Raw genomic sequence first — 24,442 nt, 5'->3', positions numbered from 1 at the left:
CGATCGCCGACCGTCGGCAGGGGCCGAGAGGCCGGTTTCGCCCCCGGGACGAAGCGGAGACCGGACGATGTCGACGGGTGAGGCAGTGTATAACAAAAGCCGTGTCAAAGCGTTGTCGTGGTATGCTCCGCCGGGCGGGTCCGAGCGCGGACTCGGCCCGGGGGGACCAACACGGAGCCTCCGACATGACCACTAGCACGCGCCGAACGAAGCGGAACCGACGGCCCCTGCGCCCCCGATTCGGAACGGACCGACGCGGGGACCGCGGCGGGGACCGAAACTGAGATGTACGACGGCGAGACCGTCGGCGTTGTCGTCCCGGCGTACAACGAGGCCGGTCACGTCGGCGGGGTGATCGAGACGATTCCCTCCTACGTCGACCGGATATACGCGGTCGACGACGCGTCGACCGACGAGACGTGGCCGGAGATACGCGAACACGCGCGGCGTCGGAACGAACGGGCGGCGACTCGAAACGGGGCCGGCGGAACGGCGGAGGAGACGACCAGCGTGGTACCGATCAGACACGAACGAAACCGCGGGGCGGGCGCGGCGGTGAAGACGGGCTACGCCCGCGCGCTCGACGACGGAATCGACGTGGTCGCCGTCATGGACGGCGACGGCCAGATGGATCCCGCACACCTCGAGCGGGTCATCGAGCCGGTCGCGGCCGGCGAGGTGACGTACGCGAAGGGGAACCGGCTCCGGGCCAGTCGCGACTACGCCTCGATGTCGCGCTGGCGGCTGTTCGGGAACCTCCTCCTCACCATGCTGACGCGCGTCTCGAGCGGGTACTGGGAGCTGTCCGACCCGCAGAACGGGTTCACGGCGATCTCCAACGAGGGCCTCCAGATCGTCCGTTTCGACCGACTGTACGACCGGTACGGGTTCCTCAACGACCTCCTGTTCGCGCTGAACGTGAACCGGCAGCCGATCGCCGACGTCGCCCACCCGGCGCGGTACGGCGACGAGCGGAGCACCATCCGGTACTCGACGTTCGTGCCGCGGCTCTCGGCGCTGATCGCGCGGAACTTCCTCAAACGGATCGGCCGGTCGTACGTGCTCCGGCGGTTCCACCCGCTGGCGGCGTGTTACGCGCTCGGCGCCGTCGTCCTGCTCGCCGGCGTCGCCGCCGGCGGCTACTCGCTGTGGAGCGCCGGCGTCGACACGTTCCTCGGCGGCATGACGTCGTTCGTCGTCGCGACGCTCGGACTCCTGCTGGTGCTGTTCGGGACGTGGCTCGACGTCGTGGAGAACGAGGGGTTGGTTCACGACATCGGCCCGCTCGGAATCGACGGGAGCGCTCGCGTCGGAGCCGTCTACGACGACCGGGGACTGGACATGGCTCACGACGGCGGAACGACCGGCGACGACCCGGAGGCGGACGGTCGATGACGGAGGTCGCGTTCGTGCTCGGCACCGGGGCCGAGGCGATCAGGCTCGCGCCCGTGATCCGGGCGTGCGAGCGGCGCGGCGTGGATCACGCGGTGATACACACGGGAGAACACCGCGCGGAAACGCTCGAGCGGGCGGCGTTCGACCGGTTCGACCTGTCGGCCCCCGACATCACCCTCGACGTCGGCCCGGGGCCGCACGGGAAGCAGACGGGGATGATGTTGGCCGGGGTCGAGCGGGCGCTCGCGGAGACCGACCCGGCGGTCGCGGTCGTACACGGAGAGACGAACAGCGCCCTCGCCGGCGCGGTCGCGGCGAGCAAGATGCGTCCGGAGGTCGCTCACCTCGAGGCCGGGCTCAGGAGCTTCGACCGGTCGGCGCCGGAAGAGACGAACAGAGTGGTCGTTGATCACGTCGCCGATTACCTGTTCGCCACGACGGAGAAGGCCCGGTGGTATCTCGTCCGCGAGGGGGTCACGGAGCTGCGGATCACCGTCACCGGGAGCACGGCGGTCGACGCCCTCGAGCGCGTCCGTGACCGTTCGCCCCCGGAGAGCGAGGTGCTCGACGAGTTCGGCCTCCGAGCGGGCGGATTCCTCCTCGTGGACGTCCATCGACGGGAGAACGTCGACGACCCGGAGCGCTTCCGCTCGCTTCTGGAGGGGGCCGCCCGCTCCGGGAGCGCACGCGGCCTGGAGGTCGTCCGTCCGGTCCGTCCGCGCGCTCGCGACCGCTCGGGGGGCTCCGGTCTCGACGGAGCCGTTCCGGTTCGGACCGTCGACTCGCGGGAGTACGCGACGTTCGTGCGGCTCCTGTCGGCTTCGGCGGCCGTCGTCACCGACTCGAGCCGCGTGCAGGAGGAGGCGTGCATCCTCGGGACCCCCTGCGTGACCGTGCGAAACGAAACCGAGCGGTCGGAGACGACCGAGGTCGGCGCGAACCGACTCAGCCCGTGCGATCCCGACGGGGTCTGCCGTTCGGTGACCGAGGCGCTCGACGCGGACGGGGAGTGGCGGAACCCCTACGGGACCGGCGGGGCCGCGGAGCGGATCCTCGACGCGCTTCCGGTGAGCACGGAACGCGAGGAGGTGGTACGGTGAGGACGGTCCGCGTTCGGTTCCGGTCGGGGGCTAGTTCGGAGCGCTCGCTCGGACGGTCCGGTCCCCGGTCACGGTGACGAAGCAGCCGGCCATCCGGAACGAGACGGAGAGCTCCATCGAGTCGGCGCGTTGAGCCTGCTCGACGAGGCGCGCCAGCGATTCGACGTCGACCACGTCGTACAGGCGGTCGTCGATCCGGTCGGGTTCGATCCCGCGTTCGTCCGCGACGGTCGTGACGATGTCCCAGCAGAGAGTGTCGGCGAGGTCCGGGGTCATGTGCGTGGATGTATCCAACGGCTACGGGGGCATCTCGGTTGTGACGACGTGTATGGCATGTCAATCGAGCGGGCACTACACACGTAGTACCACGTCAGGCGATGGCGCGGCGTCGGAGAGATGCCCGCCGCCCACGTCGTCGTCGCGAGCCGCCGCTCAGAGCGTCGCGTCGAACTCCGCGGTCCGCTGATCGTCGGCCCGGCGTACCCTCCGTCGGCCCGGCGTACCCCCCGCCCCGCTCGGACTACTGACCGCCCGCCAACCGGCTCGCGACGCCGTCACGGTCCGTGCGTATCCGCTCCGCGAGCTCGGAGACCTGCGCCAACACGGGGTAGAGGGGCCCGTCTGTCGGCCCGTACAGGTACTCGTAGAAGGCGTGGTCCCCGTCGACGTCGACCGCGGAGTCCGGCGTCATGGGCGGGTCGGTGATCGCCTCCTGCCGCTCGGCGGCGATCCCGTCGCACTCGCGTTCGAGGTCCTCGAGCCGCTCCCAAACGTCGATCGCCGCGTCGGTCCCGGCCCCGGAGACGCCGTCGAGGTGTTCGAGGAGCCGCCTCCGACGGCGGTCGACGCAGGAGAGGTCGTCCTCGAACGCTCGCAGCGCCTCGATCTCCTCGCCGATCGCCTCGGCGAGCGAGGAGCGCGCGTCGGCCGCCCGTCGGCTCCGACCGACGAGCGCCGACTGCGCCGCGTCGGACAGGGTGCCGTTCGACGCCAGCGCGGTCGCCGTGTCGGGACCCAGCTCCGCGGCGAGGCTCTCCGGGACCGTCTCGTCGTACTCCTCCCTGTAGTGCGGCACCGACATCACCGTGTCGCGGTACGCCGCCAACACGCGCCTGAGCCTGACGTCGCCGCCGGCGCGGTCGACCGTGCGGACCGTCGCCATCGGCCCGTCGAACCCCGACGCCGTCGACTCGGCCGGCGCCGGATCGAGCGCGTCGATGCGGTCCGCGAACTCCTCGAACGCGTCGCGCTCGGCGAGGACGCGCCGCCGCTCGTGCTGGCCGGCGTCGACCGCCTCGCGGACGTACGCGAACGCGAGGAACGCCGCGAGCCCGACGACGACCGCCGCGACGACGACGGTCGGCTCGCTCGCCGCCGCGCCGACCTCACACGAGAAGCTCGTACACTCCTCCATCGCCGCCGGGTCCGAACCGGGGATCCGAAAGGCGTTGGCGGAGCCCGAATACACACTCATTGTATCCGTTAACACGGTGCACACACAAAGCATTTACGTCCGTTTTCCGGCGTAAAGAAAGATTCCTCGCACCGCGACGGGATCGGCTCCGCGACGGCCGGAGCGACGGCGGTCGGGACGGCGCAGTTCCGCCGCTGCTGATCGGCCTCACGTAACGGGTGAGCTCGGCCGGCAGTCGGGTCAGAGAAGCGGACGGCCCGGCTACTCGACGACGCCGTCGTCGGTGATCACGGTGTCGACCATGCCGATCGGGGTGGCGTCGTAGCTCGGGTTCTCGATCTCGACGTCCTCGACCGGCTCGCGCATCACCTCGACGGCGTCGCGGAACTCGTTCTCGAAGCGGAACTCCTCGATCGTCTTCGCGCCCGAGCCGACCGCGGTCACCGGGACGCCGAGCTCGCGAGCGGTGACGACGACCGGGAAGGTCCCGACCCGGTTGTAGTAGGTGCCGCCGGTGATACAGGTGATCCCGAGGAGGACGTGGTCGCAGTCGCGCAGGGCGTACCCCATCGCGCTGTCGACGACCATGTGGACGTCGACGCGGGACATCCCGGCGAGCACTCGCGCCGTCTTCCGGCCCAGGGTGCGCGGGCGCGCCTCCGTGACGTAGACGGTCAGGTGCGCGCCGTCGCGGGCGGCGGTCTCGATGGACTCCAGCACCGTCGTGGAGTAGTCGTGGACCAACAGCGTGTCGCCGTCCTCGATGCGTTCGGCCGCGTTGGCGGCGGCCTCCCCCTTCGCCGTCTCGATGTCGTCGGCGACGCGGTCGATGGTCTCCTGTAGCAGCTGTTTGGCGTCTTCGACGCTCGTCGGCTCGCCGATGATGGAGCGCTCGACGTCGCGCATCGCGTTGTGGAGCGCGGCGTGCGAGGGGTTCGACCGGCGCAGCACGCCCGCGTTGTGCTCCAAGTCGCGCTCGAACTCGTCGACCGTCACGTACTCGCGGTCGAGCAGCTCCGCGAGCGCGCGCGTCGCCTTCACGGCCACCGCCGACGTGCTGTGGGTCCGCATCGCCCGGATCTCGGCGACGGTCTCGTCGATCATACCGATATCCTCGTTGCGACCGTTCAAAGGGGTTCCGGGGTTTCGTCGATCGCTCGCGGCGACGAATCCGGCCGACGGCGAGGTCGACGTACCTCCGTCACGGACGCGGTGGCGCGCGCCTGCGAGGCCGCGAGTCGCGGCCGAGCAGCGTGCGCGAGGGAGTCGCTGGCGCCGGCGGCGCCAGCGACGAGGCTGGGGAGGCGTGAGGCCGCGGTGCTGTGCGGTGCGGGGCGGGACTCAAAGGGGCAGCCGCGAGGCGGGCGCAGGCGACGCAAGCACTGGAAAGAGCGAGCATCGCGAGCGATTGAAGCGCGCAGCGAGCGTGCGCCCGCCTCGCGGCTGGGGCTTTGGAGGTGTTCACCGCTGGTCACCGAGTAGTGAGGTATAGCCGAGCGGCTGGGGCTTTGGAAGTGTTCACCGCTGGTCACCGAGTAGTGAGGTATAGCCGAGCGGCTGGGGCTTTGGAGATGGCCACTGCAGATCGCCGAGTGACGATGTACGACCGAGCGGTTGGAGTTGTGAAGAAGTCCCGACGATCGAAGAGAGTCGCAGCCGAAAAGACGCGCTCCGTGAGGTATCAGGCGTACTTCGCGACGACGTCGAGCACGTCATCGAGCTCGTCGCCGTCGAGCGAGTACCGCTCTTGGGCGAACACCGAGCGCAGCTCGGTGCGGTCCTCGGGGAGGAGGTCGGCGATCTTCACCGCGGTGGGGACGTCGATCTGCTCTAACTCCGTCAGCTCCTCGACGAGCTCGCGGGACTCCTCGGCGTCGAGCCGGGCGAACCGGTTGACGTGCTCGATCGCGCGGGCGAGCTCGTAGCGGAGGTCGCGGTCCTCGTCCTCGGCGCGCTCCGCCTCGATGTCCACGAGGACCTCCTTCGCCTCGGAGATGGTGACGTACTCCTCGTCGACCTTCTCTTTGAAGATCGTCATCTCAGTTCTGCTGGGCGCTCATGTGGGCGGCGCGGACGATGAGCGTCTTCGTCTTCCCGCCGTCCGGAATCTCGACTTTGAACGCGGCGCCCTGCTTGCCCACGACGGTGCCGGTCCGGCCGTCGAAGCGCGGGTGGAAGCGACCCTCCTGGACGCTGGGGTCGATCTTGAGGTGGACCTGCGAGCCACTCTCGAACTCCTGGATGGCTCGCTGCGGCGGCGACGTGCCGCGGTCGCGCGGTTTGTTCGAGAGCTTGTCGCGAGTCGCCTTCTGGGGCCCATTGGAACTCGGCATGGTCTTGGGCTACGTTCCGCTGCCGCAGGTATAAATGGTGCGTTACGGGCGTCGCCCGAGAGCGGGTACCACACCGCGGGACGCCACCGCAGACGCGTCGCCGCGAGTCGGCGAACGCCGGTCGGCGTCGACCCTCGATCACGCGGCCGAGCACGGCTCGAAACCCCTCGCGACGGGCGCGAGAACTACCCTATGGGAGACCCCCTATCGAAAGTGCTAATCCCGGCAGTTCCCTACCGTGTTCGTAATGAGCCATCAGCTGCCGGACGTACAGGCGTCGGCGCCCGACGTCACCGTCGGCCTCTCGCAGGTCGGCGTCACCGGCGTGGAGAAGCTCGTCAAGCTCGCCCGCGGGGACAAGCGCCCCATCGTCCTCATGGCCGAGTTCGAGGTGTTCGTCGACCTCCCGAGCGGGCGCAAGGGGATCGACATGTCGCGGAACCTCGCGACGATCGACGAGATCTTAGAGGAGATCACCCGCGAGGAGGCGTACCGCGTCGAGGAGGTCTGCGGGGACGCCGCCGAGCGGCTCTTAGAGAAGCACGACTACACCACCACCGCCGAGGTGTCGATGACGGCGGAGCTGGTCACCCGCGAGGACACGCCGGCGTCCGGGATCGAGACGCAGAGCACGTCGACGATCATCGCCAGCGCGACCGCGACCGAGGCGGGCACCCGCGAGGAGATCGGCGCGGAGGTCACTGGGATGACCGTCTGCCCCTGCTCGCAGGGGATGAGCGAGTCCCGCGCCCGCGAGAAGCTCGCCGACCTCGGCGTCGACGAGGAGACGACGGAGGCGTTCCTGGAGGCCGTCCCGCAGCCGGGCCACTCCCAGCGCGGCCACGCGACGCTCACCGTCACCACCGACGGCCACCCCGACCTCGACCTGCGCGACCTCATCGACGTCGCCCGCGACTCGATGAGCGCGCGGATCTACAACATGGCGAAGCGGCCGGACGAGGACCACATGACCTACGAGGCCCACGCCGACGCGAAGTTCGTCGAGGACTGCGTCCGCGCGCTCGCCGAGGGCACGGTCGAGGAGTTCGACCACCTGCCGGAAGACGCCGTGGTCCGCATGAAACAGTCCAACGACGAGTCGATCCACCAGCACAACGCCCACGCCGAGCGGGAAGTCACGATGGGCGACCTGCGGGCGGAGCTGAACGCGCGGTAGGTGAGGTCCGGGACTCGCTCCCCGATCGGCCTCCCGTCGCAGCCCCGTCGAAATCCCCCGCTAGAGGCGTATTTCGATCCGAAATCACCGGTCGCTGACGACGGCGAATTGGACAAGCCGCGCGGGACCGTCGTTGGGAGGTCTACGCCGATCGCTCGAATTCGACGTGAAACGCCGCTCCGGTCGGGGTATTCTCAGTCACCCAGATGTCCCCGCCGTACTGCTCCATGAGCGTTCGAACGAGGTAGAGTCCGATACCGGTTCCCGTACTGTGTATTCCCTTCTGGCCTTCCTTGAAAATCGAGTCACGCATCTCGGGGGAGATCCCCGGACCGTTGTCCGCGATGGCAACAACCACGGTGTCAGTCTGAGTCTCTACACGGACGTCGACGACGGGCTCGTCCGTATCGTTGTGCTGTACGGCGTTGTTCAACAGGTTCCGGAAGACGGAAGAGAGCATCTCGTTCGCGATCACTTCGACGTCCGTGATCTCGCCGTCGGCCCTGAACTCCGCCTGGGGGAAGAATTCGCGTCGCAGTTGGACCTCTTTTTCCAGGGCGGCACGGAGCGAAACCGGTCGGGTTTCCATGTCCCCACCGCTCGCGATGGTTTCAGCGTAGTCACGAGCGATCTCAGTGAGCTCCACCACGTCGTCGGCAGCCGACAGCATCTTCTCTAACAGAGCGCCTCCGTCGTCATCCACGTGTGCTTCGAGGAATTCGCCCCATCCGAGAATAATGCTCATGTCGTTACGGATGTCGTGACGGAGGATGCGATTGAGCGCTTCGAACTCCTGCTCACGTCGCTTTAGTTCAGTGATGTCGGTACAGATACCGACGATCCGCTGCAGGTCGCCGTCACCGTCTCGGATGGGAATCTGCCGCGTGTGGATCCAGCGGACCGTCTCGTCCGGACGGACGGCGCGAGCCTCGTACGACTCCTCGGAGACCTGTTCAGGGGCCGTTTCCATGTACGACAGAACCGTCTCGAGGTCGTCCGGATGGATCCGATCGAGCAGCTCGGAGGGGTCCTCTCGTATGGTTTCCGCAGAGATTCCCCAGATCCCCTCCGCACCGGCACTGACGTAATCGAATGTTCCCGGGTCGGAAACGATCCAGATCGAGATGCCGTCGAGATAATCGATCAGCGACCGGAAGTCGGGCTCCGTTGGACTGTCCATAACCTGTAAGCGAGGACTCCGGACACCAGTAAAAAACTCCGATTAACTGACGTCGGTCCGCAGACCCGCTCCGGACGGAGCGGTTCGGTAATACGCTGCATCGACCGTACTCGGATCGGGAGGCCGCGGTGGTCGAGCAGCGAGAGCAAGCCGGCTCACCCGAACGACAGCGGCTCCGCCTCCGACCATCGCGGCTCGAACTCCTCGCTCACGCTCGTCGCGAACTCCGCGTCCTTCACGTCGATCATCGCGAACGGCTCGTCGCCGGAGAGCGGGTGCGGCACCTCGATGCACACCTCGATGCCGTCGAACACGTTGAACGTCCCGTCGACGCCCGCGGTCGTCCGGACCTCGAACCCCTCCATATCGGACATATCCGCGGTGTAGCGTCGGCCGACGCTCCGCGGCAGCGCGTCCACCGTCTCCGGCGACAGCAACACCCGTATCTCGACGCCTCGCTCCAGTGCCGACTCCAGCTCCGCGGCCACCTGTTCGCCGATCGTGCCGAGGTCGAAGCCGGTCGCGGGCGCGCCGACGACGACGACCATCCGGCGCTCGGCGGCCGCGATCCGCTCCAAGAGGAGGTCCGTCGCCTCCTCCGCGCCGACCGCCGCGGTCCAGAACTGGCCGTCCACCGGCTCCCCGGCGTCGAGCTCCGTCGAGAGGTCGGCGACCACCTCCTCGTACTGCTCCGCCTGCGTCTCCAGCTCGCGCTTCTTCTCGTCGAGCAGGCGGTCGAGCGCGGCGTCGGGCTCGACCGCCGCGTACTTCTTCGGCCGACTGGCGGCCTGGCTCCGGACGAGGTTGTGCTGCTCCAAGCTGTTGAGCACGTCGTACACCCGTCCCATGGGGACCTCGCTGGCTCGCGAGAGGTCCTTCGCCGTCGTCGGCCCGGTGCGCAGCAGCGCGCGGTAGGCGCGAGCCTCGTACTCGGAGAGCCCCAGGTCCCGGAGAGATGCCATACGCGTCGATCACGCGGCATCGACATAAACACGTCGCCCGTTTACACGCGGGTGCAGTGGTGAGAGGCGAATCCCCGCCGAAGGAGGACCGACCGAACCGCCGCAGACGACCGGTGACGGACGACCGCGCCGGACGCGGCGCTCTACTCCGCGGTCTCGGCGACCCGCCGCATCAACTCGTCCGGCGTTTCCGCGGGCTCGGAGACCGCGTCGCCGGCGATCACGACCGCCGACCCGGCGGGGACCGACCGCGGCGCGGGCGACCCCTCCGCGCGGGCGTTCGGGGCGACGACCTTCTCGTGGTCGGCGACCCGCCACGCCGCGCGGTGGAGGTCGCTGCCCGGCTCGTCGCCGACCGCGACGACGGTGGTGCCGCGGAGGAGCCGCCCGACGAGGCTCCCGTAGCCGGCGACCTGCACGCCGAGCCGCTCCGTGGCGCCCGCGAACGACGCCGCCGTCTCGCGGGCGACCTCGCGGTAGCGGTCCTCGCCGGTCAGCGCCGCCAGGTCGAGCAGCGCGGTCGCCATCTCGACGTTGCCGTCGAGCGGGCGGAACGGGCGGTCGAGCAGGCCCGGCCCCGACCGCGGCCCGTCCACGAAGGAGCCGTCGACGCGGAGTCGGTCGATCGCCCGGTCCGCGACCGCGCGAGCGATCTCGGCGCCCTCGCCGAAGACGCCGGCGGCCCGCACGTACGCGCTCACGACGCGGGCGACGTCGTCGAGCAGGTCCGACTCGCCGACCTCGTCGCTGCCGCGGTAGCGGGTCACCTCGCCGGAGTCGGCGTCGATCAGGTCGCGCTCGAGGCCGTCGAGGATCCGCTCGGCGTACTCGCGGGCGCGCTCGTCGTCGGTGTACGCGGCGACCGCGAGCAGCGCGTCGGCCGCGAGCGCGTTCCCGCCCGCGAAGACGGTGAGGTCGCGGCGGGGCGGGTCGAGCTCGGCGCGGTCGTCGGCGGGCGCGGCGTAGTAGGCCCGTCCCAGTCCGGGGCCGAGGCTGCCGCCGACGCCGTAGCCGGTCCAGAGGTCGTCGGTGAGGAAGTCGACCGCGTCGGTCGCGGGCGTCAGGTACGCCTCGTCGCCGGTGTAGAGGTAGGCGTTCGCGAACGCGCGGGTGACCGCCGCGTTCGTGTCGATCGGCTTCTCGTAGGCGACGTCGCCCCAGTCGCGGGTCCCCGCGAACCGGAAGAAGCCGCCAGCGACGTCGTCGGCGAGGTGGTCGCGCACCGCGTCCAGCGTCCGGAGAGCGCGGTCGCGGTCGCGCTTCAGGGCGAACTCGACGGTGCGGGGGAGCGGGAACTTCGCGTCGGTCCCCCAGCCGGCGTGCTCCTCGTCGTACTTGACCTCGACCTGCCCGGCGAGGTGGCTCTCGATCGCCTCCGTCAGCTCCCCGCGCGGCGGGAGGTCCGCGTCGAGCGCGCGGGGGACCCGCCCGGCCGAGCGCCCCTTGTCGGCCCACATCTGGCGGACGGACTCGAGCACCTGCCGCATCCCGTCGACGTCGAGGTAGCCCGCGCCGGTGAGGAGTTCGCCGTCGGGCGTGAGGAACGCCGTGGTCGGGAAGCCGCCCATGTTGTACCGTTCCCGCACGCGCGGGCGACGGTCGACGTCGACGCGGACCGGGACGAACCCCTCGTTGACGTTGGCGGCGATCCGGGGCTCGGCGTACGTGACGGCGTCCATCTCGTGACAGCCCTCGCACCACGTGGCGGACAGAGAGAGGAGCACCGGGCGGTCCCGCTCGTCGGCCTCGGCGAACGCCTCGGACCCCCAGTCGCGCCACTCGACGTGCGTCTCGTCGGTCATACAGAGGGTCGGACCGGCCCGTGGGTAAGCGCTTCGAGACGGGGCGGGAAGGAGAGAAGACCGGAGGGCGAGAGGACCGGGAGGGTCGCGTTCGAACGGTTCGGTGCGTCTGGAGGGCGGCGCCTCGGGTCCGCGGTCAGCGCTTGTAGTCGTGGCCGAGCGCGAGCGCCAGCGCGTTCGCGAACAGGAGGGCGACGAACAGCTGCCCGGTGCCGCCGTCGAGGCCCGTGTACAGCAGGACGGGGTACGTCGCCGGGATGGCGATCGCGGCCCAGAAGGCGGCCGCTTTCACGGTCCCGGTCATCAGTCCGGCGACCTGTCGGCCGGAGGCGAGGCGCGTGGGAGCGGGGATTGACATTGACACCTACGTGTATGTTCGGGTACCTCATATATCCGGCAGAGGGTTCGGGGAATTTCACCACATTTCTCGGGGGGTTAGGAACGTTTTAACACGCCCTCAGAAACGTTTTGATTGTTTATAGCCCCCTCTCATCCTTTTCTGCCGTGATCGGCCGTCGTCCCCGGTCGCCGGGGCCGCCCCGCCGGTGCGGCGGGGACGCGGCTGCCGCGGGACCAACCGCTTTGGTCCTCCGGGAGTACCGAGGGGTATGACGAACACCGAGCCGACGACGGAGCGCGGGGCGCGCGACGGGAAACGGACCGCGACCGACGGCGGGGCGAAGCCGCGCGTCGCCGTCGTCGCCTGCGGCGGCACCATCGCGTCCGAGCCGGACGACGGCGGCGCGGCGCCGGCGAAGACCGGCGACGACCTCGTCGCGGCGGTCCCGGGCGTCGAGCGGTACGCGACCGTGAGTGCCCGCGAGGTCTGCTCGCAGCCCGGGTTCGACGTGCGGTGGCGCGACGTGCTCGCGACCGCCGCCGCGGCGCGCGAGGCGGTCGCCGAGGGGGCCGACGGCGTCGTCGTCACCCACGGCACCGACACGCTGGCCGACACCGCGTTCGCGCTCGACCTGCTCACCGACCTCGACGCGCCGGTCGTCGTCACGGGGGCCCAGCGCCGGCTCGACGAGGCCTCCAGCGACGCGCCGGCGAACCTGACTCTCGCGGTCCGGGCCGCTGCGGACGACCGGTTCTCGCCGGGGGTCCACGTCGCGTTCGACGACGAGCTCCACGCCGCCCGCGACGCGGTCAAGAGCCACAGCAACGCGCTCTCGACGATGGCCTCGCCGGGGACCGGCCCGGTCGCGACGTTCACCCGCGCCGGGTCGCGGCTCGTCCGCGAGCCCGGGCGGGGGGTCGACGTCGACCCGCTCGCGGACGCGATCGAGGGCGCGGAGCGGGTCCCGGAGGTGCCCGTGATCCACTCCGGGACCGGCGTCGGCGCGGGCGCGGTCGAGCGCGCCGTGGACGCCGGCGTCGGCGGACTCGTGATCGAGGGGACCGGCCTCGGCAACGCGACCGCCGCGATCGGCGACGCCGTGGCCGAGGCCCTCCCGGAAACGCCCGTCGTCGTCGCCGGACGGCCCCCGGCGGGCCCGACCGAGCCGGTGTACGGCACGCCCGGCGGCGCGGTCACGCTGGCGGAGCACGGGGCGACGTTCGCCGGCCCGCTCCCGGCGTCGAAGGCGCGGGTCGCGCTCGCGCTCGGGCTCGCGGCCGGCCTCGACCGCGACGAGGGAGACGCCGAGGGCGACGCCCTCGCCGCCCTGTTCCGGGCTCCGGGAGGGGTTGAGAGCCCGAGATAACACAGGGAGCCGTTTGTGTCTACGGGAAGCCCTTATGCGCGCCCGGCGTAGCGACGACCATGATCCGACGCACGCGCCGGGCGGTCCTGTGCGGCTTCGGCGCCGGAGGCGTCGCTGCGCTCGCCGGCTGCACGAGCGAGGGCGATCCCGGAACCGGCGGCGGGAGCGACGGTGGCGACGGCGACGGGAGCAATGGGAGCGACGGCGGAGACGGAGACAGCGATCCCGACCCCGAGACCGCGGTCCATCAGGCCGGCGGACCGCTCTCCGGCCCGGCGTGGAGACGCGAGGAGCGCCGCGGCCTCTGCGCGCTGATCACCGAGGAGAGCGACGCGGCGTGGCTGCTCCGAGAGGCGCCCGCGGAGACGGTCGCGTTCGTCGAGGCGACCGACTTCGACGAGTCGGTGCTCGCGTACGTCGAGTCGGTCGGGCCGACGACCTGTCACGACGCGATCTCGTTCGCCGACGTCGCGGTCGAGGACGGGACGCTCGTCGCGAGCGCGACCGTCGAGGGGCTCGGCGACGAGACCGTCGCCTGCGGGCAAGCGATCACCTTCCCCGGGGCCTTCCTTCGGGTCACGACCGACTCCCGTCCCGAGTCGATCCGGGTGTCGGTCACGGACGGCTGGGGCGAGACGAGCGAGGTGACGGGCGAGGACGGGGTCCGCGACCCCGAGGCGCTGCCCGGCGGCGTGCGCCCCGACGGGGACCCCGAGGCGCTCCCCGCGTCGTTCGAGTGCGAGCGCGAGGGGTTCGAGCGCCACCCGCAGGCGTACGACGGCGAGGTCGACTGGGGCGGCGGCGGTGGCGTCGGCGGGGACGACGGCGGCGATACCGGGACCGGTGACGGGGGCCCGCTCGCGCTCCGAGCCGTGATCCCCGGCGACGACGACCCCGCCTCGGAGCCGCTGGCGGTCGGTCGCGGGACCGCCTTTCGGATCGAGCTGACGAACGTCTCGGCGCGCGAGGTCCACGTCAGCAACCGGGGGAAGTACAACCTCGAACTGCGCACCGAGGCCGGCTGGACCGAGATCCGCGGCGGCGACGAGGACGCCACCTTCGAATACACCGACGAGGCGATCGCGGTCCGGCCGGGCGAGACGCTCGCGTGGGAGTTCGAGATGACCGAGTCCGGTCTGATCGAGGGCGGCCCCCACGCCGACGCGCTGCGAGTCTGCCCCGATCTGGTACCGGGTCGCTACCGGTTCGTCTTCTTCGGCGCCGACGACCTCGCGGTCGCGTTCGACTACGCGGGCGAGTGACCCGGCGGCGCCTCGCGCGTCCGCGGCCGCCTAGACGCGCACTTCTATCAGGAGGTCCGACTCGGGCGACTCGCCCATGACGTCGCGCACCCGGTCCCACGAGAGGCTCGCGCGGGCGGTCACCGTCTCGGCCGCGATCGCGCCGCAGGCGTTGCCGACGAGCAGCGGCACCTGGTAGTCGCGCGGGTCGTGCGAGAACCCGCCGTCGACGACCTCGGGCTCGCGGAGGGCCGCGCCGAGGAACCCGGCCGCGAAGGCGTCGCCCGCGCCGGCCGTGTCGACCGGGTCGACGTCGAAGCCGGGGTGAGAGACGTCGCCGTGGGGGGTCCGAACCGTCGCGCCCTCGTCCCCGAGCTTGATCGCGACGACGCGGTCGTCGGGCTCCCACGGGTCGATGTCGGTCGAGTCGGCGAGCGCGTCCGCCTCCCGAGCGTTCAGGAAGAGCACGTCGGCCGCGTGGAGCGCGGCCTCGAACTCGCGGTCCCCGACGCGCCGGCCGGGGTCGAAGCTGCGGGTCGCGCCCGCCTCGCCCGCGGCGGTCGCCAGCGCCGCCGCCGTCGCCGGCTGCTGGCCCGTGAGGTGGAGGTGGTCGGCCGCCGCGAGGGTGTCGCGGTCGAGCCCGGCCGCCGTGAACGACTCGTTGGCGCCGTCGTTGGCCAACATCAGGAGCTCGCCGCCGCCGTCGACGATCACGTACTTCACCGAGGTGGGCTCGTCGGCGTCGACGAGCACCTGCCCGGGGTCGACGCCGGCGCTCGCGAGCTCGCGGAGCGCGAGCGCGCCCGACTCGTCGCCGCCGACGCTCCCGTAGACGACGGACTGGCCGCCGAGGTCGACGAGGCCGACCGCAACGTTCGCGGCGCTGCCGCCCCCGGACTGCTCGAGCCGCTCGATCCGCGTCTCCCCGTCGGGCTCCGGCAGCCGGTCGACGTGGATCGTCACGTCCCAGTTGATGTGGCCCGCGGTGACCACCTTCGGCGCGCGGCTCGACTCCTCGGGCGAGAGGTCCGGGTCATCGTCGACGGGCTCGGAGCCGTCCGGCCCTCCCGCGCCGTCGGCCGTCTCGGCGTCGCCCGACTCCCACTCGGACACCTCCTCGTCCCACTCCGCGACCTCCTCCTCCCAGTCCTCGGTCCCGTCCCCGGTCGTTGCTCCGTCCCAGCCCGTCTCACGGTCTCTGTCCCTCTCGTCCCCGCTCATGGCTCCGCCCACGGCTCCGCGGCGCCCTCGCCGAACAGCTCCCGCATCAGCGTCACGATGCTCTCGGGCGGGAACTGCCCCTGCTCGGTGACGATCGCGTCCATGTACCGCGGCGGCGTCACGTCGAACGCGGGGTTCTCGACGGCGATCTCGCCGATCTCCTCGCGGGCCGCGGGGTCGATCACCTCCGCCTCGTCGCGCATCTCGATCTCGACGGTGTGGCCCGTCAGCGTCTCCGGGTGGAGCTTGATCGTCTGGGCCGCGGTCATGATCGGGACCCCGCGCTCGCGGGCGTTGACCGCGAGCCCCGAGGTGCCGATCTTGTTGATCACGCCGCCGTCGGCCGCGATCGAGTCGGCGCCGACGACGACGTGGTCGACCTCGTCGAGGTAGCGCCGGGCCGCGGAGTCGACGATGAGGGTCACCGGGACGCCGGCGTCGCGGAGCTGTTCCGCGGTGATGTGGCCCTGCTGGCGCGGGCGCGTCTCCTTGACGACCGCCGAGATCGACTTCCCCTGCTCAACGGCGGCCTCGATGCACGCGAGCGCGTCCGTCGAGTGGCAGTGGGTCATCACCGTGTCGCCGTCGGCGAGGCGGTTCGCGCCCACCCGCCCGAGGTCCTCCTGCGCGCGGTCGAGCTGGCGGACGAACGCCTTGCTCGCGTCGACCACGCTCCGGCGGAGCCGATCGACGTCGTCGCCCTCCATCCGCTGGAGGACGTACCGGAGGGCGTTCGGCAGCGAGACGGCCGTGGGGCGCGTCTCGCGGAGGGTCCGGGCCGCGGAACGCATCGACGCGCGGAACGCCGCCGGGTCGCTCGCGGTCGGCCCGCTCGCCGCGGCCGCGCGCGCCTGCTCGGCGAGCGCCTCGGCCGCGGCGGACGCGATGGTCGCCGCCCCGCGGATCTCCATCGTCGCGATCGCCTCGGCGGTCTCGCGCACCGCGGCCGCCGGCTCGTGCTCGGTCATACCGATCCGGTAGCCCGTCCGGATATTTATATAACCGGGCGACTGGAGCGACCGTCGAGGCGGGCGGCCGCGGCTACTCCCCGTCCGCGGTCGGCTGCTGCCCGTAGCTCTCGAACCGCTCCTCGACGGTCGCCAGCTGGTCGTCGGTGAGGACGGTGGGCTCGCCGACCGCCGACGCCCGGAGGTAGAGCCGACAGAGGTCCTCGACGTGGTGCGTGTTCTCCACGGCGGTCTCGATGTCCGGCCCGGTCACGACGAGCCCGTGGTTCGCGAGGATCGCCGCGTCGGCCTCGGCCTCGGCCATCGCGGCGACGGCGTTCGCGGCCAGCTCCTCGGTCCCGTACGGCGCGTAGTCGGCGAGCGGGACCTCGCGTCCGACCGCGACGATCATGTAGTGGACGGGCGGCAGCTTCCGACCGAGCGTCGCCATCGTCGTCGCCCACGGCGAGTGGGTGTGGACGATCGCGCCCGGCCGGTCGTGTTTGTAGATTCCCGTGTGCATCGGCACCTCGCTCGACGGCGCCATCCGGCCCGCCAGCCGCTCCCCGTCGAGCGAGACCACCGGCACGTCGTCGGCGTCGAAGGAGTCGTACGGCACGCCCGTCGGCGTCACCGCGACCGCGTCGCCGTCGCGGACGCTGAGGTTCCCGGTCCGGCCGGGCGTCAGCTCGGCGAGCGCCGGCGCGTACTCGACGACCGCCTCGCGGGCGCCGCGGAGCAGGTCCGGGTCGGAGTCCGGCGCGTCCCGACTCACAGCGCCACCTCCGTCAGGTCGGCGAAGGCGTCGAGGCGGTGGTCCGGACGCCGCGGTCCACGCAGCTCGGCGTCGCTCGGCGCGTCGCCGCCGGCGACGAACAGCGCCGTGTCCATCCCGACCGCGTTCGCGCCGACGACGTCGGCCTCGACGTTGTCGCCGACCATCAGCGCCTCGCTCGGCCGGCAGTCGAACCCCGCGAGGACGGTCGTGAAGGGGAGCGCGCTCGGCTTCTCGCGGCCGACCTCCTCGGAGGTGACGAGCCGGTCGATCCGGTCGTCGACCCCGAGCCGCGCGAGCTTCTGCAGCTGGACCCGAGTGGTGAGGTTGGTCACGACGGCGACGTCGACCCCCGCCGCCGCCAGCGCGTCGAAGACCGACTCCACGCCGTCGCACAGCTCCATCTCGGTCGCGTACCCCTCCCAGTAGGCGTCGCCGAGCGCGAGCGCGGTCGCGGCGTCCCGCTCGCCCGCGTGGCGCCGGAGCGCGCGCTTGAAGTAGATATGGCGACTGTGGGAGGCGGCGGTGACAGCCGTCTCGCGCTTCGCCTCCCGGCGCGCGGTCGCGTACAGCTCGTCGAACGCCTCGCGGTCCATCTCGTACCCGCGCTCGCGGAACGCCGCGAGCGCCGCCCGCTTGCCGGCCTCGTTGCAGGGCGGGTACGGGTAGAGGGTGTTGTCGAGATCGAAACACACCGCCTCGTAGCTCATGCCCTCACTCGACCTGGCGGCGACTTAAGCGTGGTTCGGCGCGGGCGCTCCGTCGTTTTATAACCGATACCGCGGCCAACGCGCCCGTGAACTGACCGACCGTCCGCGGCGGCCGAGGCGGGAGCCCGGCGCACCGCCGCGGAGCGGGACCGCGCCGGCTGTTCGCTAACTTCCGTCAGCGATCGGTCCGACCGCTCACTGCTCGTTCATCGCCTCGCTGGCGATGTTCCGACCGCGGGAGTTGAGCGCCACCTCGCGGCGCACCCGCACCTCCTCGACCACGTCGAGCTCGACGAGCCGCTCGAACGTCTCCTCGACCGCGTCGACGTCCATCCCGAGGAACGAGGGGATCTCGAACGGCGAGACGCCGGAGTACAGCGCCATCAACACCTCCCGGTCGCGGCTGGAGAGGTCGACGTTCGTCGACGAGCGCTCCTCTCCCTTGCGGAGCCACGCCTCGACGAACCGCATCCGGTTGGGATCGCCGGCGACGTGCGTCTCGATGCTGGTCCCCTCGTCGTCGGTGTGAGACACCTCGATGACGGGCTTCTTCTCGCCGTTGACCGTGCGTTTGGCGGCGTCGAGACCGCTGATGTCGTCGAGGTCGAACTCCACGAACGCGCCGCTCTCGAGGGCGGCGTTGAGCCCGTTCTCGTCGATCTTCACGCGGGCCTGCTCCCACTCGGTCTCCTGGACGACGCCGCCCTCGATCGCGGGGTGTTTGGCGGTCACCGTTCGCTGGTCGAGCAGGGCCCGGTAGACGTCGCGCTCGAACGACTCGTGGTCCGACGCGGCGACCAACAGCACCTGGTCGCCGAGGTCGAAGCTCACGTAGTTGGAGACGCGCGCGACCGACTGGTTGGCGTCGTGGCGCCCGCCCAGCCCCCGGAGCTCCGAGAGGGGGATCGTTCGCTTCCCGTCGTTGCCGGCTAAGATCAGCCGCCGGTTCGAGAGGAGCACCCGGCCGGGCGTCCACGAGACGTCGCTCACCTTCCGCCCCTCGCGGACGGCGACCGCGAAGCGCCCCTGGGTGTCCGTGACCTTGTACTCGCCGCCGCCGTCGGACATTTACGGCCCCCCCGCCCGGAGCTTGGACACCGCGGAGAACACCCGCTGCCGGACCGCGGAGCTCTCGTCGTCGGTGAGCTCTTCGAGCCGGTTCAGCGTCTCCTGGCCGCCGACCTGCCCGAGCACGAACACCGCCTTCGCTCGGGCGTCCTCCGGGTGCTCGGTCCCGAGCCGGTCGAGCAGGCGGTCCTCGACGATCGGCCCGCCGAGGCTCTTGAGGCTCGTGGCCGCGAACTGAGCGGTCTGCGGATCCTCGTCGGCGAGCGCGCCCGCGAGCGCCTCGACCGCGTCCGCCGACTCCGGCTCCGCGACGCGGCCGAGGATCCACGCCGCGTTCCGCCGCTGGCGGTCCTGCTGGCCGTCCGTGAGGATCTCGACGAGCGGCTCGACGACCGTGGCGTCGTCCGCCGACTTCAGCTCGGAGACGACGCGGTCCCGCACCGCGTGGCTCTGCTCGGTCGGTACGTTCGACAGCAGCTCGATGACGGAGTACACCGCGGCGTTGCGGACGACCGCGCTCTCGTCCCCGAGCGCGCGCGCCAGCGGCTCCACCGGCTCGGGGTTGTTCGCCTTCCCGAGCGCGCCGGCCGCGATCCGTCGGAGCGACTCGTCGCCGTCGTCGAGGAGGTCGAGCAGCGGCGAGAGCGCCCGGTCCGTCCCGACGTTCCCGAGGGCGTTCGCGGCAGCGCGCCTGACCCGCGGGTCGTCGTCGCCGAGCCGCTCCGTCAAGGCAGGCACCGACCGCGGGTCCGCGAACGTCCCGCAGGCCTGACAGGCGCGCAGCCTGACCCGCGAGTCCCCGTCGTCGAGCGCCTCGACGAGGTGTCGGAGCCCGCTCGCGTCGTCGAGTCCGCCGAGCGCGTTCGCGGCCGCCATCCGGAGCTCCGGGCGATCGGCCTTGAGCGCGCGGGCGAACTTGCGGGCGGTGACCCACTCCGCCTCGGAGCCGCGGGTGCCGGTGAGCGCTTCGAGCAGCTGTTCGAGCGCCGCCTGCCCGAGCTCGTCGAGCGCGTCGACGGCGGCCCCGCGGACCTCCGCGTCGTCGTCGCTCGTCGCCGCGCGGAGGAGCCCGTCGACCGTCGCCTGGTCGTCGACGTCGCCGATCTCGCCGAGGAACTCGGCCGCCCGGCGACGGACCGCGGCGCTGTCGCTGCTCAGCGCGTCCCTGAGCCGCTCCGCGTTCCCGTCTCGGGCGTACTGGTACAGCGACATCAGACCCTCCCGAACACCCGTCGGCGCTTGTCGACCGGCTCGTACCTGTCGGACCGGTCCGGCGGGACGCTCTCGGTCATTCCGAGCACGAGCACGCCGTCGTCGGCGAGCGACGCCTCCAGCGTGTCGAACAGCGCCCCCTTGTGGTCGACGTCGATGTAGATCAGCAGGTTGCGGCACAGCACGACGTCGAAGGGGTCGCGCGCGCCGTCTCGGATCAGGTCGTGCGTTTCGAAGTCGACGAGCCGCTGGACCGCCGGCCGGACCCGGAACGCGTCGCCGTCGCGCTCGACGTAGCGGTCGGGGTCCGAGAGCGGCTCCAGCTCCTCCGCGATGTCCGTCGTCCGGGTCGTGTGATAGACACCTTCGCGGGCGTTGTCGAGCGCCTCCTCGCTGATGTCGGAGCCGAGCACCTCGACCCGGGACTCGTCGATCTCGGGGTCATCGCAGGCCAGCATCGCGACCGAGTACGGCTCCCGACCGTCCGCCGATGGAGCCGACCAGACCCGGACCCGCCGCCGCTCGTTCGTCCGCTCGCGGAGCACGTCGCGGAGCACGTCCCACATCTCGGGGTTGCGGAAGAACTCCGTCACGTTGATGGTGAGCGCGTCCATTAGCGCCTGCCGCTCGTCGTCGTCCTCGCGGAGCAGGCGTTCGTACTCCGCGTGCGACTCCGTGTCGCGGCGGCGCATCCGCGCCGTGATCCGCCGGTCGAGGTACGACTCGTTGTAGTAGCCGGGCTCGAACGGGACGGTGTCGTCGATCTGGCGGAGGACGCCCTCGAAGGCGGTCTCGCCGCTCATAGGCTCACCACGTCGAGGACGGCCACGACGTCGCCGTCGCCGAGGACCGCCGTGCCGCTGAGCCCCGGCGTCCCCGACAGCGGGCCGTCGAGCGGTTTCACCACCACTTCCTCCTGATCGAGCACGGCGTCGCAGTGGAGCGCGACCTGGCGCGTCTCCTCGCGGATCCGCACGAGCATCCCCTCGTCGGCGACGCCGCCGTCTGTCGTCGCGGTCCCGGGGTCGCCGCCCGTAGCGTCGCCGTCCGCGAGGTCGGCGCCGCCGGCGCCGCTACCGCCGGGACCACCGCCCACCCCCGACTCGGCCGCCGCGGCGCCGTTCTCCGCGAGGCGCTCGTTCAGCCGGATCACGGGGTACAGGTCGTCCTCGTGGCGGACGATCTCGTCGCCGTGGACCTCCTCGACGTCGTCCGCGCGGGCGACCTCCGCGATCGACTTGATCGGGATGCCGTACTCCGTGCCGCCGACGTCGACGAACATCACCTTCACGATGGCGACGGTGACCGGGAGCCGGAAGCGGACGGTCGTCCCCTCGCCCGGCTCGCTCTCGACCGCGACGGAGCCGTCGAGGTCGCGGGCGGTGGTCCGGACGACGTCCATCCCGACGCCGCGCCCGGAGACGTCGGTGACCTCCTCCGCGGTGGAGAAGCCGGGGTGGAAGACGAGGTCGTAGGCCTCGTCGTCCGCCATCGCCTCGACCGCCTCGCGGCTCTTGACGCCCTCGTCGACCGCCTTCTCGCGGAGCTGGTCCGGGTCGAGCCCGCCGCCGTCGTCGGCGACCTCGATGATCACGTGGTCGCGCTCGCGCTCGGCCGTGAGCCTGACGTGCCCGGTCGGGTCCTTCCCGGCGGCCTCGCGCTCCTCCGGGGGCTCGATCCCGTGGTCGACCGCGTTCCGCAGGACGTGGACGAGCGGGTCGCGCATCTCCGTGAGGATCGTCCGGTCGAGCTCGACGTCGTCGCCCTCGATCTCGAAGTCGATCCGCTTGTCGAGGTCCCGCGAGACGTCTCGGACGAGCCGCGGGAACGAGTCCGACACCTGCGAGAACGGGATGAGCCGCATGTCCATCGCGGTGTCCTGCAGGCTGGACGCGAGCTTGTCGAGCTCGTCTAACGTGTCCGACTCGGCGTCCGCCGCCTCCAGCTCGCGCCGGAGCTTGATCCGGCTCGTCACCAGCTGCTCGACGAGCCCGTACAGCTCGTCGACCTGGTCGACGTCGACGCGGATCGACTTGATCTCGTCGCGGTCGGCCTTTCCGGACGCGGAGTCCGGGCGCTCGTCGGCATCGACGCCCTCCGGATCGGTGCCGTCCGCGGAGCCCGCTTCCGGCACCTCGTCCGCGGAGGGCGCCTCCGGTTCGGCCGGCTCCCACTCGTCGCCGTCGCCGTCGACGGCACCGGCCGCCTCGTCGACGAGCGCCGTCGCGACCGACTCGACCTGCGTGAGCGCGCCGAGCCCCTCCACGACCACGTCGGGGTCGGCGCCGGAGACGAACGCGTCGAACCCCTCGTCGTACTCGCCGTCCTCGAGCGCGTCCGGGCCCGGAACGGTGACGTGGCCGTCGAACTGCCCGTCGAGCGCCTGCAGGACGAGCGCGGCGTCGACCCCGGCCATCGCCGTCTCGCCGACCGTCACGTCGGCGTACACGACCGGGGCGTCGAGCGCCGCGACGGCCGCGGGGAGGTCGGGGACAGAGACCTCGGAGGCGTCGTCGCCGTCGGCGGTGTCGCCGTCGGCGGCGTCGTCGACCGGCGTCGCGTCGCCTTCCTCACTGCTATCGGCGGCTCCGACCGAGCCGTCCTCGGCCGAATCGCCGTCGACGGTCCCGCGCTCCTCCATCTCGCGGAGGCGGCGCTCCAGGTCGGAGGGATCCGTCGACACCTCGCCCGAATCGGCGATCTCCGCGACCATCGCCTCGACGGCGTCGACCCCCTCGAAGAGGAGGTCCATCAGCTCTGGCGTCACCTCGCGGTCGCCCTGTCGGACCGCGTCGAGTAAGTCCTCGAGGGCGTGCCCGAAGTCGGAGACGCCGTCGTACCCCATCGCCGCGGCGTTCCCCTTCAGCGTGTGGGCGACGCGGAACACGTCGTCCATCGCCTCGGCGTCCTCGGGGTCGGCCTCCAGCGCGAGCAGGGCGTTGTTGAGGTCGGTGATCCCGTCCTCCGCCTCGGCGACGAACGCGGCGCGGTGGGAGTCCATCAGGCCGCACCTCCCACGATCGCGCCGGCGACGTCGTCGAGGTCGTGGATCTCGTCGACGCCCCCCGTCTGCACCGCGCGCTTGGGCATCCCGTAGATGACGCAGGTGTCCTCGCTCTGCGCGATCGTGCGGGCGCCGGCGTCGGCCATCGCGCGGATCCCCTCCGCGGCGTCCGACCCCATCCCCGTCAGCACGACGCCGACGAGCGGGTCGTCGACGACCGCGGCGGCCGAGCGCATCGTCACGTCCGCGGCCGGCGTCACCGACTGCGAGTCGTCCTCGTCGAGCTTGACGCGGAGCCGCCCGGCGCGGTAGCCGTCGATCCGCGTGTGGCTCCCGCCGCGGGCGACGACCGCCTCGCCGGCCCCGATCCGGGCCCCGTCGCTCGCCTCGCGTACGTCGTACGCCGAGGCCTCATCGAGCCGGTCGGCGAACCGCGAGGTGAACGCCTCCGGCATGTGCTGGACGACGACGACCCGGCAGTCCGCCATCGGCAGCGCCGACAGCACGCGCTCGACCGCGTTCGGCCCGCCGGTCGACGCGCCGATCACGACCGTCAGCGGCGCGTCAACGTCGACAGCCGTCGCGGTCGGCGAGGCGCCCGTGCTCGCGCCAGTCGGACCCGTCGAACCGGTCGCCGAGCCGCCCGGTCCGCCGCCGGTGCGGTCGCGCTCGCGCCGGTCGCGCGTCGCCGCGTCGAGGTCGGCGTCCGCGACCGATCTGACCGCCTCGACCAGCCGGTCCGACTCGCGGGAGACGCCGGTGGACACCTCGCCGCCGGGCTTCGAGAAGAAGTCGACCGCGCCGCGTTCGAGCGCCTCGAAGGTGACCTCGGCGCCCTCCGCGGTGTGCGCGGAGAGCATCAGGACGGGCGTCGGCGTCTCGTCCATCAGCCGCTCGACGGCCTCCAATCCCCCCATCCCCGGCATCTCGACGTCCATCGTCACCACGTCCGGACGCGTCTCGGCGACCACCGACAGCGCCTCCGCGCCGTCGCCGGCCTCGCCGACCACCGCCACGCCGGCATCCGTCAGGAGATCGGCGATCAGCCCACGCATGAACGGCGAGTCGTCGACGACAACGACCCGCAAGGAGTCGTCGCGACCGCCCCGCCGATCCGTCGTCCTACTCATGTGCGGAAGCGGACTCAGAATCGGCATAAACCCACGGACCCAGTAATCACCCCTGATAATTCAGG

23 protein-coding genes are annotated in these 24,442 nt (G+C 71.5%); 5 read left to right on the top strand and 18 right to left on the bottom strand.

Features of this window, described 5'->3' with window-relative positions:
* Positions 1-285 precede the first annotated feature (285 nt).
* Together B4V04_RS10525 and wecB are read left to right on the top strand one after the other, a co-directional pair.
* A complete protein-coding gene (locus B4V04_RS10525) occupies positions 286-1,395 on the top strand; it encodes a glycosyltransferase family 2 protein (protein ID WP_498231443.1) in 1,110 nt (369 codons plus the stop codon).
* Positions 1,392-2,495 (top strand): non-hydrolyzing UDP-N-acetylglucosamine 2-epimerase, encoded by a 1,104-nt coding sequence (wecB, locus tag B4V04_RS10520; RefSeq protein ID WP_498231442.1) that lies wholly within the window; start codon positions 1,392-1,394, stop codon positions 2,493-2,495. The genes B4V04_RS10525 and wecB overlap by 4 nt, the downstream gene beginning before the upstream one ends.
* 30 nt (positions 2,496-2,525) lie before the next feature.
* Here wecB and B4V04_RS10515 read toward each other — a convergent pair whose 3' ends face one another.
* The 5 genes from B4V04_RS10515 to B4V04_RS10495 form a co-directional block, all read right to left on the bottom strand.
* Entirely contained in the window at positions 2,526-2,789 is a 264-nt protein-coding gene (locus B4V04_RS10515) for a HalOD1 output domain-containing protein (RefSeq protein WP_498231440.1), read from the bottom strand.
* A gap of 226 nt (positions 2,790-3,015) precedes the next feature.
* Positions 3,016-3,969 carry a DUF7260 family protein gene (locus B4V04_RS10510; RefSeq protein ID WP_498231438.1) on the bottom strand — a complete coding sequence of 318 codons (954 nt, stop codon included), beginning with the start codon at positions 3,967-3,969 and terminating at the stop codon, positions 3,016-3,018.
* Between the two features lie 201 nt (positions 3,970-4,170).
* Entirely contained in the window at positions 4,171-5,013 is an 843-nt protein-coding gene (locus B4V04_RS10505; RefSeq protein WP_498231437.1) for an eIF2B alpha/beta/delta subunit family protein, read from the bottom strand.
* Positions 5,014-5,590: 577 nt separating this feature from the next.
* Positions 5,591-5,947: an RNA polymerase Rpb4 family protein gene (locus tag B4V04_RS10500; RefSeq protein WP_498231435.1), complete on the bottom strand. Its 357-nt coding sequence runs from the start codon at positions 5,945-5,947 to the stop codon at positions 5,591-5,593.
* Position 5,948: 1 nt separating this feature from the next.
* The gene (locus B4V04_RS10495) at positions 5,949-6,242 is read right to left on the bottom strand and encodes a 50S ribosomal protein L21e (RefSeq protein ID WP_498231433.1); all 294 of its coding nucleotides are present in this window, start codon (positions 6,240-6,242) and stop codon (positions 5,949-5,951) included.
* Positions 6,243-6,489: 247 nt separating this feature from the next.
* Between B4V04_RS10495 and mptA the strand changes: the two genes are divergently transcribed.
* Positions 6,490-7,419, top strand: coding sequence for a GTP cyclohydrolase MptA (gene mptA / locus B4V04_RS10490; protein ID WP_498231431.1), 930 nt, complete (start codon positions 6,490-6,492; stop codon positions 7,417-7,419).
* Between the two features lie 142 nt (positions 7,420-7,561).
* Here mptA and B4V04_RS10485 read toward each other — a convergent pair whose 3' ends face one another.
* The 4 genes from B4V04_RS10485 to B4V04_RS10470 all read right to left on the bottom strand — a co-directional run bounded on the left by B4V04_RS10485 (position 7,562) and on the right by B4V04_RS10470 (position 11,721).
* Positions 7,562-8,599, bottom strand: a complete 1,038-nt coding sequence (locus B4V04_RS10485) for a sensor histidine kinase (RefSeq protein ID WP_498231429.1) — start codon at positions 8,597-8,599, stop codon at positions 7,562-7,564.
* Positions 8,600-8,754: 155 nt separating this feature from the next.
* Positions 8,755-9,561 (bottom strand): TrmB family transcriptional regulator, encoded by an 807-nt coding sequence (locus B4V04_RS10480; protein ID WP_498231427.1) that lies wholly within the window; start codon positions 9,559-9,561, stop codon positions 8,755-8,757.
* Between the two features lie 143 nt (positions 9,562-9,704).
* Entirely contained in the window at positions 9,705-11,363 is a 1,659-nt protein-coding gene (locus tag B4V04_RS10475) for a DUF255 domain-containing protein (protein WP_498231425.1), read from the bottom strand.
* A gap of 136 nt (positions 11,364-11,499) precedes the next feature.
* Entirely contained in the window at positions 11,500-11,721 is a 222-nt protein-coding gene (locus B4V04_RS10470) for a DUF8028 family protein (protein ID WP_498231423.1), read from the bottom strand.
* Positions 11,722-11,971: 250 nt separating this feature from the next.
* Between B4V04_RS10470 and B4V04_RS10465 the strand changes: the two genes are divergently transcribed.
* Both B4V04_RS10465 and B4V04_RS10460 read left to right on the top strand, forming a co-directional pair.
* Positions 11,972-13,069: an asparaginase gene (locus B4V04_RS10465; protein WP_498231422.1), complete on the top strand. Its 1,098-nt coding sequence runs from the start codon at positions 11,972-11,974 to the stop codon at positions 13,067-13,069.
* 59 nt (positions 13,070-13,128) lie between these two features.
* On the top strand, positions 13,129-14,331 hold the full coding sequence (locus B4V04_RS10460) for a hypothetical protein (RefSeq protein ID WP_498231420.1): 1,203 nt from the start codon (positions 13,129-13,131) through the stop codon (positions 14,329-14,331).
* Positions 14,332-14,361: 30 nt separating this feature from the next.
* Here B4V04_RS10460 and B4V04_RS10455 read toward each other — a convergent pair whose 3' ends face one another.
* The 9 genes from B4V04_RS10455 to cheB all read right to left on the bottom strand — a co-directional run bounded on the left by B4V04_RS10455 (position 14,362) and on the right by cheB (position 24,377).
* Positions 14,362-15,531, bottom strand: a complete 1,170-nt coding sequence (locus B4V04_RS10455) for an ATP-dependent ribose-1-phosphate kinase (protein WP_498231418.1) — start codon at positions 15,529-15,531, stop codon at positions 14,362-14,364.
* Complete coding sequence (locus tag B4V04_RS10450; RefSeq protein WP_498231417.1) at positions 15,528-16,499, bottom strand: ribose 1,5-bisphosphate isomerase; 972 nt, start codon at positions 16,497-16,499, stop codon at positions 15,528-15,530. The genes B4V04_RS10455 and B4V04_RS10450 overlap by 4 nt, the downstream gene beginning before the upstream one ends.
* A gap of 73 nt (positions 16,500-16,572) precedes the next feature.
* Positions 16,573-17,253, bottom strand: a complete 681-nt coding sequence (locus tag B4V04_RS10445) for a ribulose-1-phosphate aldolase (RefSeq protein ID WP_498231415.1) — start codon at positions 17,251-17,253, stop codon at positions 16,573-16,575.
* Complete coding sequence (locus B4V04_RS10440) at positions 17,250-17,963, bottom strand: ribulose-1,5-bisphosphate 5-phosphatase (RefSeq protein ID WP_498231413.1); 714 nt, start codon at positions 17,961-17,963, stop codon at positions 17,250-17,252. The genes B4V04_RS10445 and B4V04_RS10440 overlap by 4 nt, the downstream gene beginning before the upstream one ends.
* A gap of 195 nt (positions 17,964-18,158) precedes the next feature.
* Entirely contained in the window at positions 18,159-19,031 is an 873-nt protein-coding gene (locus B4V04_RS10435; protein WP_498231411.1) for a CheF family chemotaxis protein, read from the bottom strand.
* Entirely contained in the window at positions 19,032-20,243 is a 1,212-nt protein-coding gene (locus B4V04_RS10430) for a HEAT repeat domain-containing protein (protein WP_498231410.1), read from the bottom strand.
* Positions 20,243-21,046, bottom strand: coding sequence for a CheR family methyltransferase (locus tag B4V04_RS10425; protein ID WP_498231408.1), 804 nt, complete (start codon positions 21,044-21,046; stop codon positions 20,243-20,245). Before B4V04_RS10425 ends, B4V04_RS10430 begins: the two co-directional genes overlap by 1 nt.
* Positions 21,043-23,244 carry an ATP-binding protein gene (locus B4V04_RS10420; RefSeq protein ID WP_498231407.1) on the bottom strand — a complete coding sequence of 734 codons (2,202 nt, stop codon included), beginning with the start codon at positions 23,242-23,244 and terminating at the stop codon, positions 21,043-21,045. The genes B4V04_RS10425 and B4V04_RS10420 overlap by 4 nt, the downstream gene beginning before the upstream one ends.
* The gene (cheB, locus tag B4V04_RS10415) at positions 23,244-24,377 is read right to left on the bottom strand and encodes a chemotaxis-specific protein-glutamate methyltransferase CheB (protein WP_498231405.1); all 1,134 of its coding nucleotides are present in this window, start codon (positions 24,375-24,377) and stop codon (positions 23,244-23,246) included. The genes B4V04_RS10420 and cheB overlap by 1 nt, the downstream gene beginning before the upstream one ends.
* Positions 24,378-24,442: the final 65 nt, after the last annotated feature.

Source organism: Halorubrum sp. B52 (assembly GCF_059752555.1).
This window is presented reverse-complemented; position numbering and strand designations above follow the sequence as displayed.

Coding starts and splice junctions, on each gene's coding strand:
- B4V04_RS10460 (WP_498231420.1), top strand. CDS start 13,129: ATGATCCGACGCACGCGCCGGGCGGTCCTGTGCGGCTTCGGCGCCGGA.
- cheB (WP_498231405.1), bottom strand. CDS start 24,377: ATGAGTAGGACGACGGATCGGCGGGGCGGTCGCGACGACTCCTTGCGG.
- B4V04_RS10420 (WP_498231407.1), bottom strand. CDS start 23,244: ATGGACTCCCACCGCGCCGCGTTCGTCGCCGAGGCGGAGGACGGGATC.
- B4V04_RS10525 (WP_498231443.1), top strand. CDS start 286: ATGTACGACGGCGAGACCGTCGGCGTTGTCGTCCCGGCGTACAACGAG.
- B4V04_RS10485 (WP_498231429.1), bottom strand. CDS start 8,599: ATGGACAGTCCAACGGAGCCCGACTTCCGGTCGCTGATCGATTATCTC.
- B4V04_RS10425 (WP_498231408.1), bottom strand. CDS start 21,046: ATGAGCGGCGAGACCGCCTTCGAGGGCGTCCTCCGCCAGATCGACGAC.
- B4V04_RS10500 (WP_498231435.1), bottom strand. CDS start 5,947: ATGACGATCTTCAAAGAGAAGGTCGACGAGGAGTACGTCACCATCTCC.
- B4V04_RS10505 (WP_498231437.1), bottom strand. CDS start 5,013: ATGATCGACGAGACCGTCGCCGAGATCCGGGCGATGCGGACCCACAGC.
- B4V04_RS10495 (WP_498231433.1), bottom strand. CDS start 6,242: ATGCCGAGTTCCAATGGGCCCCAGAAGGCGACTCGCGACAAGCTCTCG.
- B4V04_RS10430 (WP_498231410.1), bottom strand. CDS start 20,243: ATGTCGCTGTACCAGTACGCCCGAGACGGGAACGCGGAGCGGCTCAGG.
- B4V04_RS10480 (WP_498231427.1), bottom strand. CDS start 9,561: ATGGCATCTCTCCGGGACCTGGGGCTCTCCGAGTACGAGGCTCGCGCC.
- mptA (WP_498231431.1), top strand. CDS start 6,490: ATGAGCCATCAGCTGCCGGACGTACAGGCGTCGGCGCCCGACGTCACC.
- B4V04_RS10440 (WP_498231413.1), bottom strand. CDS start 17,963: ATGAGCTACGAGGCGGTGTGTTTCGATCTCGACAACACCCTCTACCCG.
- B4V04_RS10450 (WP_498231417.1), bottom strand. CDS start 16,499: ATGACCGAGCACGAGCCGGCGGCCGCGGTGCGCGAGACCGCCGAGGCG.
- B4V04_RS10455 (WP_498231418.1), bottom strand. CDS start 15,531: ATGAGCGGGGACGAGAGGGACAGAGACCGTGAGACGGGCTGGGACGGA.
- B4V04_RS10465 (WP_498231422.1), top strand. CDS start 11,972: ATGACGAACACCGAGCCGACGACGGAGCGCGGGGCGCGCGACGGGAAA.
- B4V04_RS10435 (WP_498231411.1), bottom strand. CDS start 19,031: ATGTCCGACGGCGGCGGCGAGTACAAGGTCACGGACACCCAGGGGCGC.
- B4V04_RS10475 (WP_498231425.1), bottom strand. CDS start 11,363: ATGACCGACGAGACGCACGTCGAGTGGCGCGACTGGGGGTCCGAGGCG.
- wecB (WP_498231442.1), top strand. CDS start 1,392: ATGACGGAGGTCGCGTTCGTGCTCGGCACCGGGGCCGAGGCGATCAGG.
- B4V04_RS10470 (WP_498231423.1), bottom strand. CDS start 11,721: ATGTCAATCCCCGCTCCCACGCGCCTCGCCTCCGGCCGACAGGTCGCC.
- B4V04_RS10510 (WP_498231438.1), bottom strand. CDS start 3,969: ATGAGTGTGTATTCGGGCTCCGCCAACGCCTTTCGGATCCCCGGTTCG.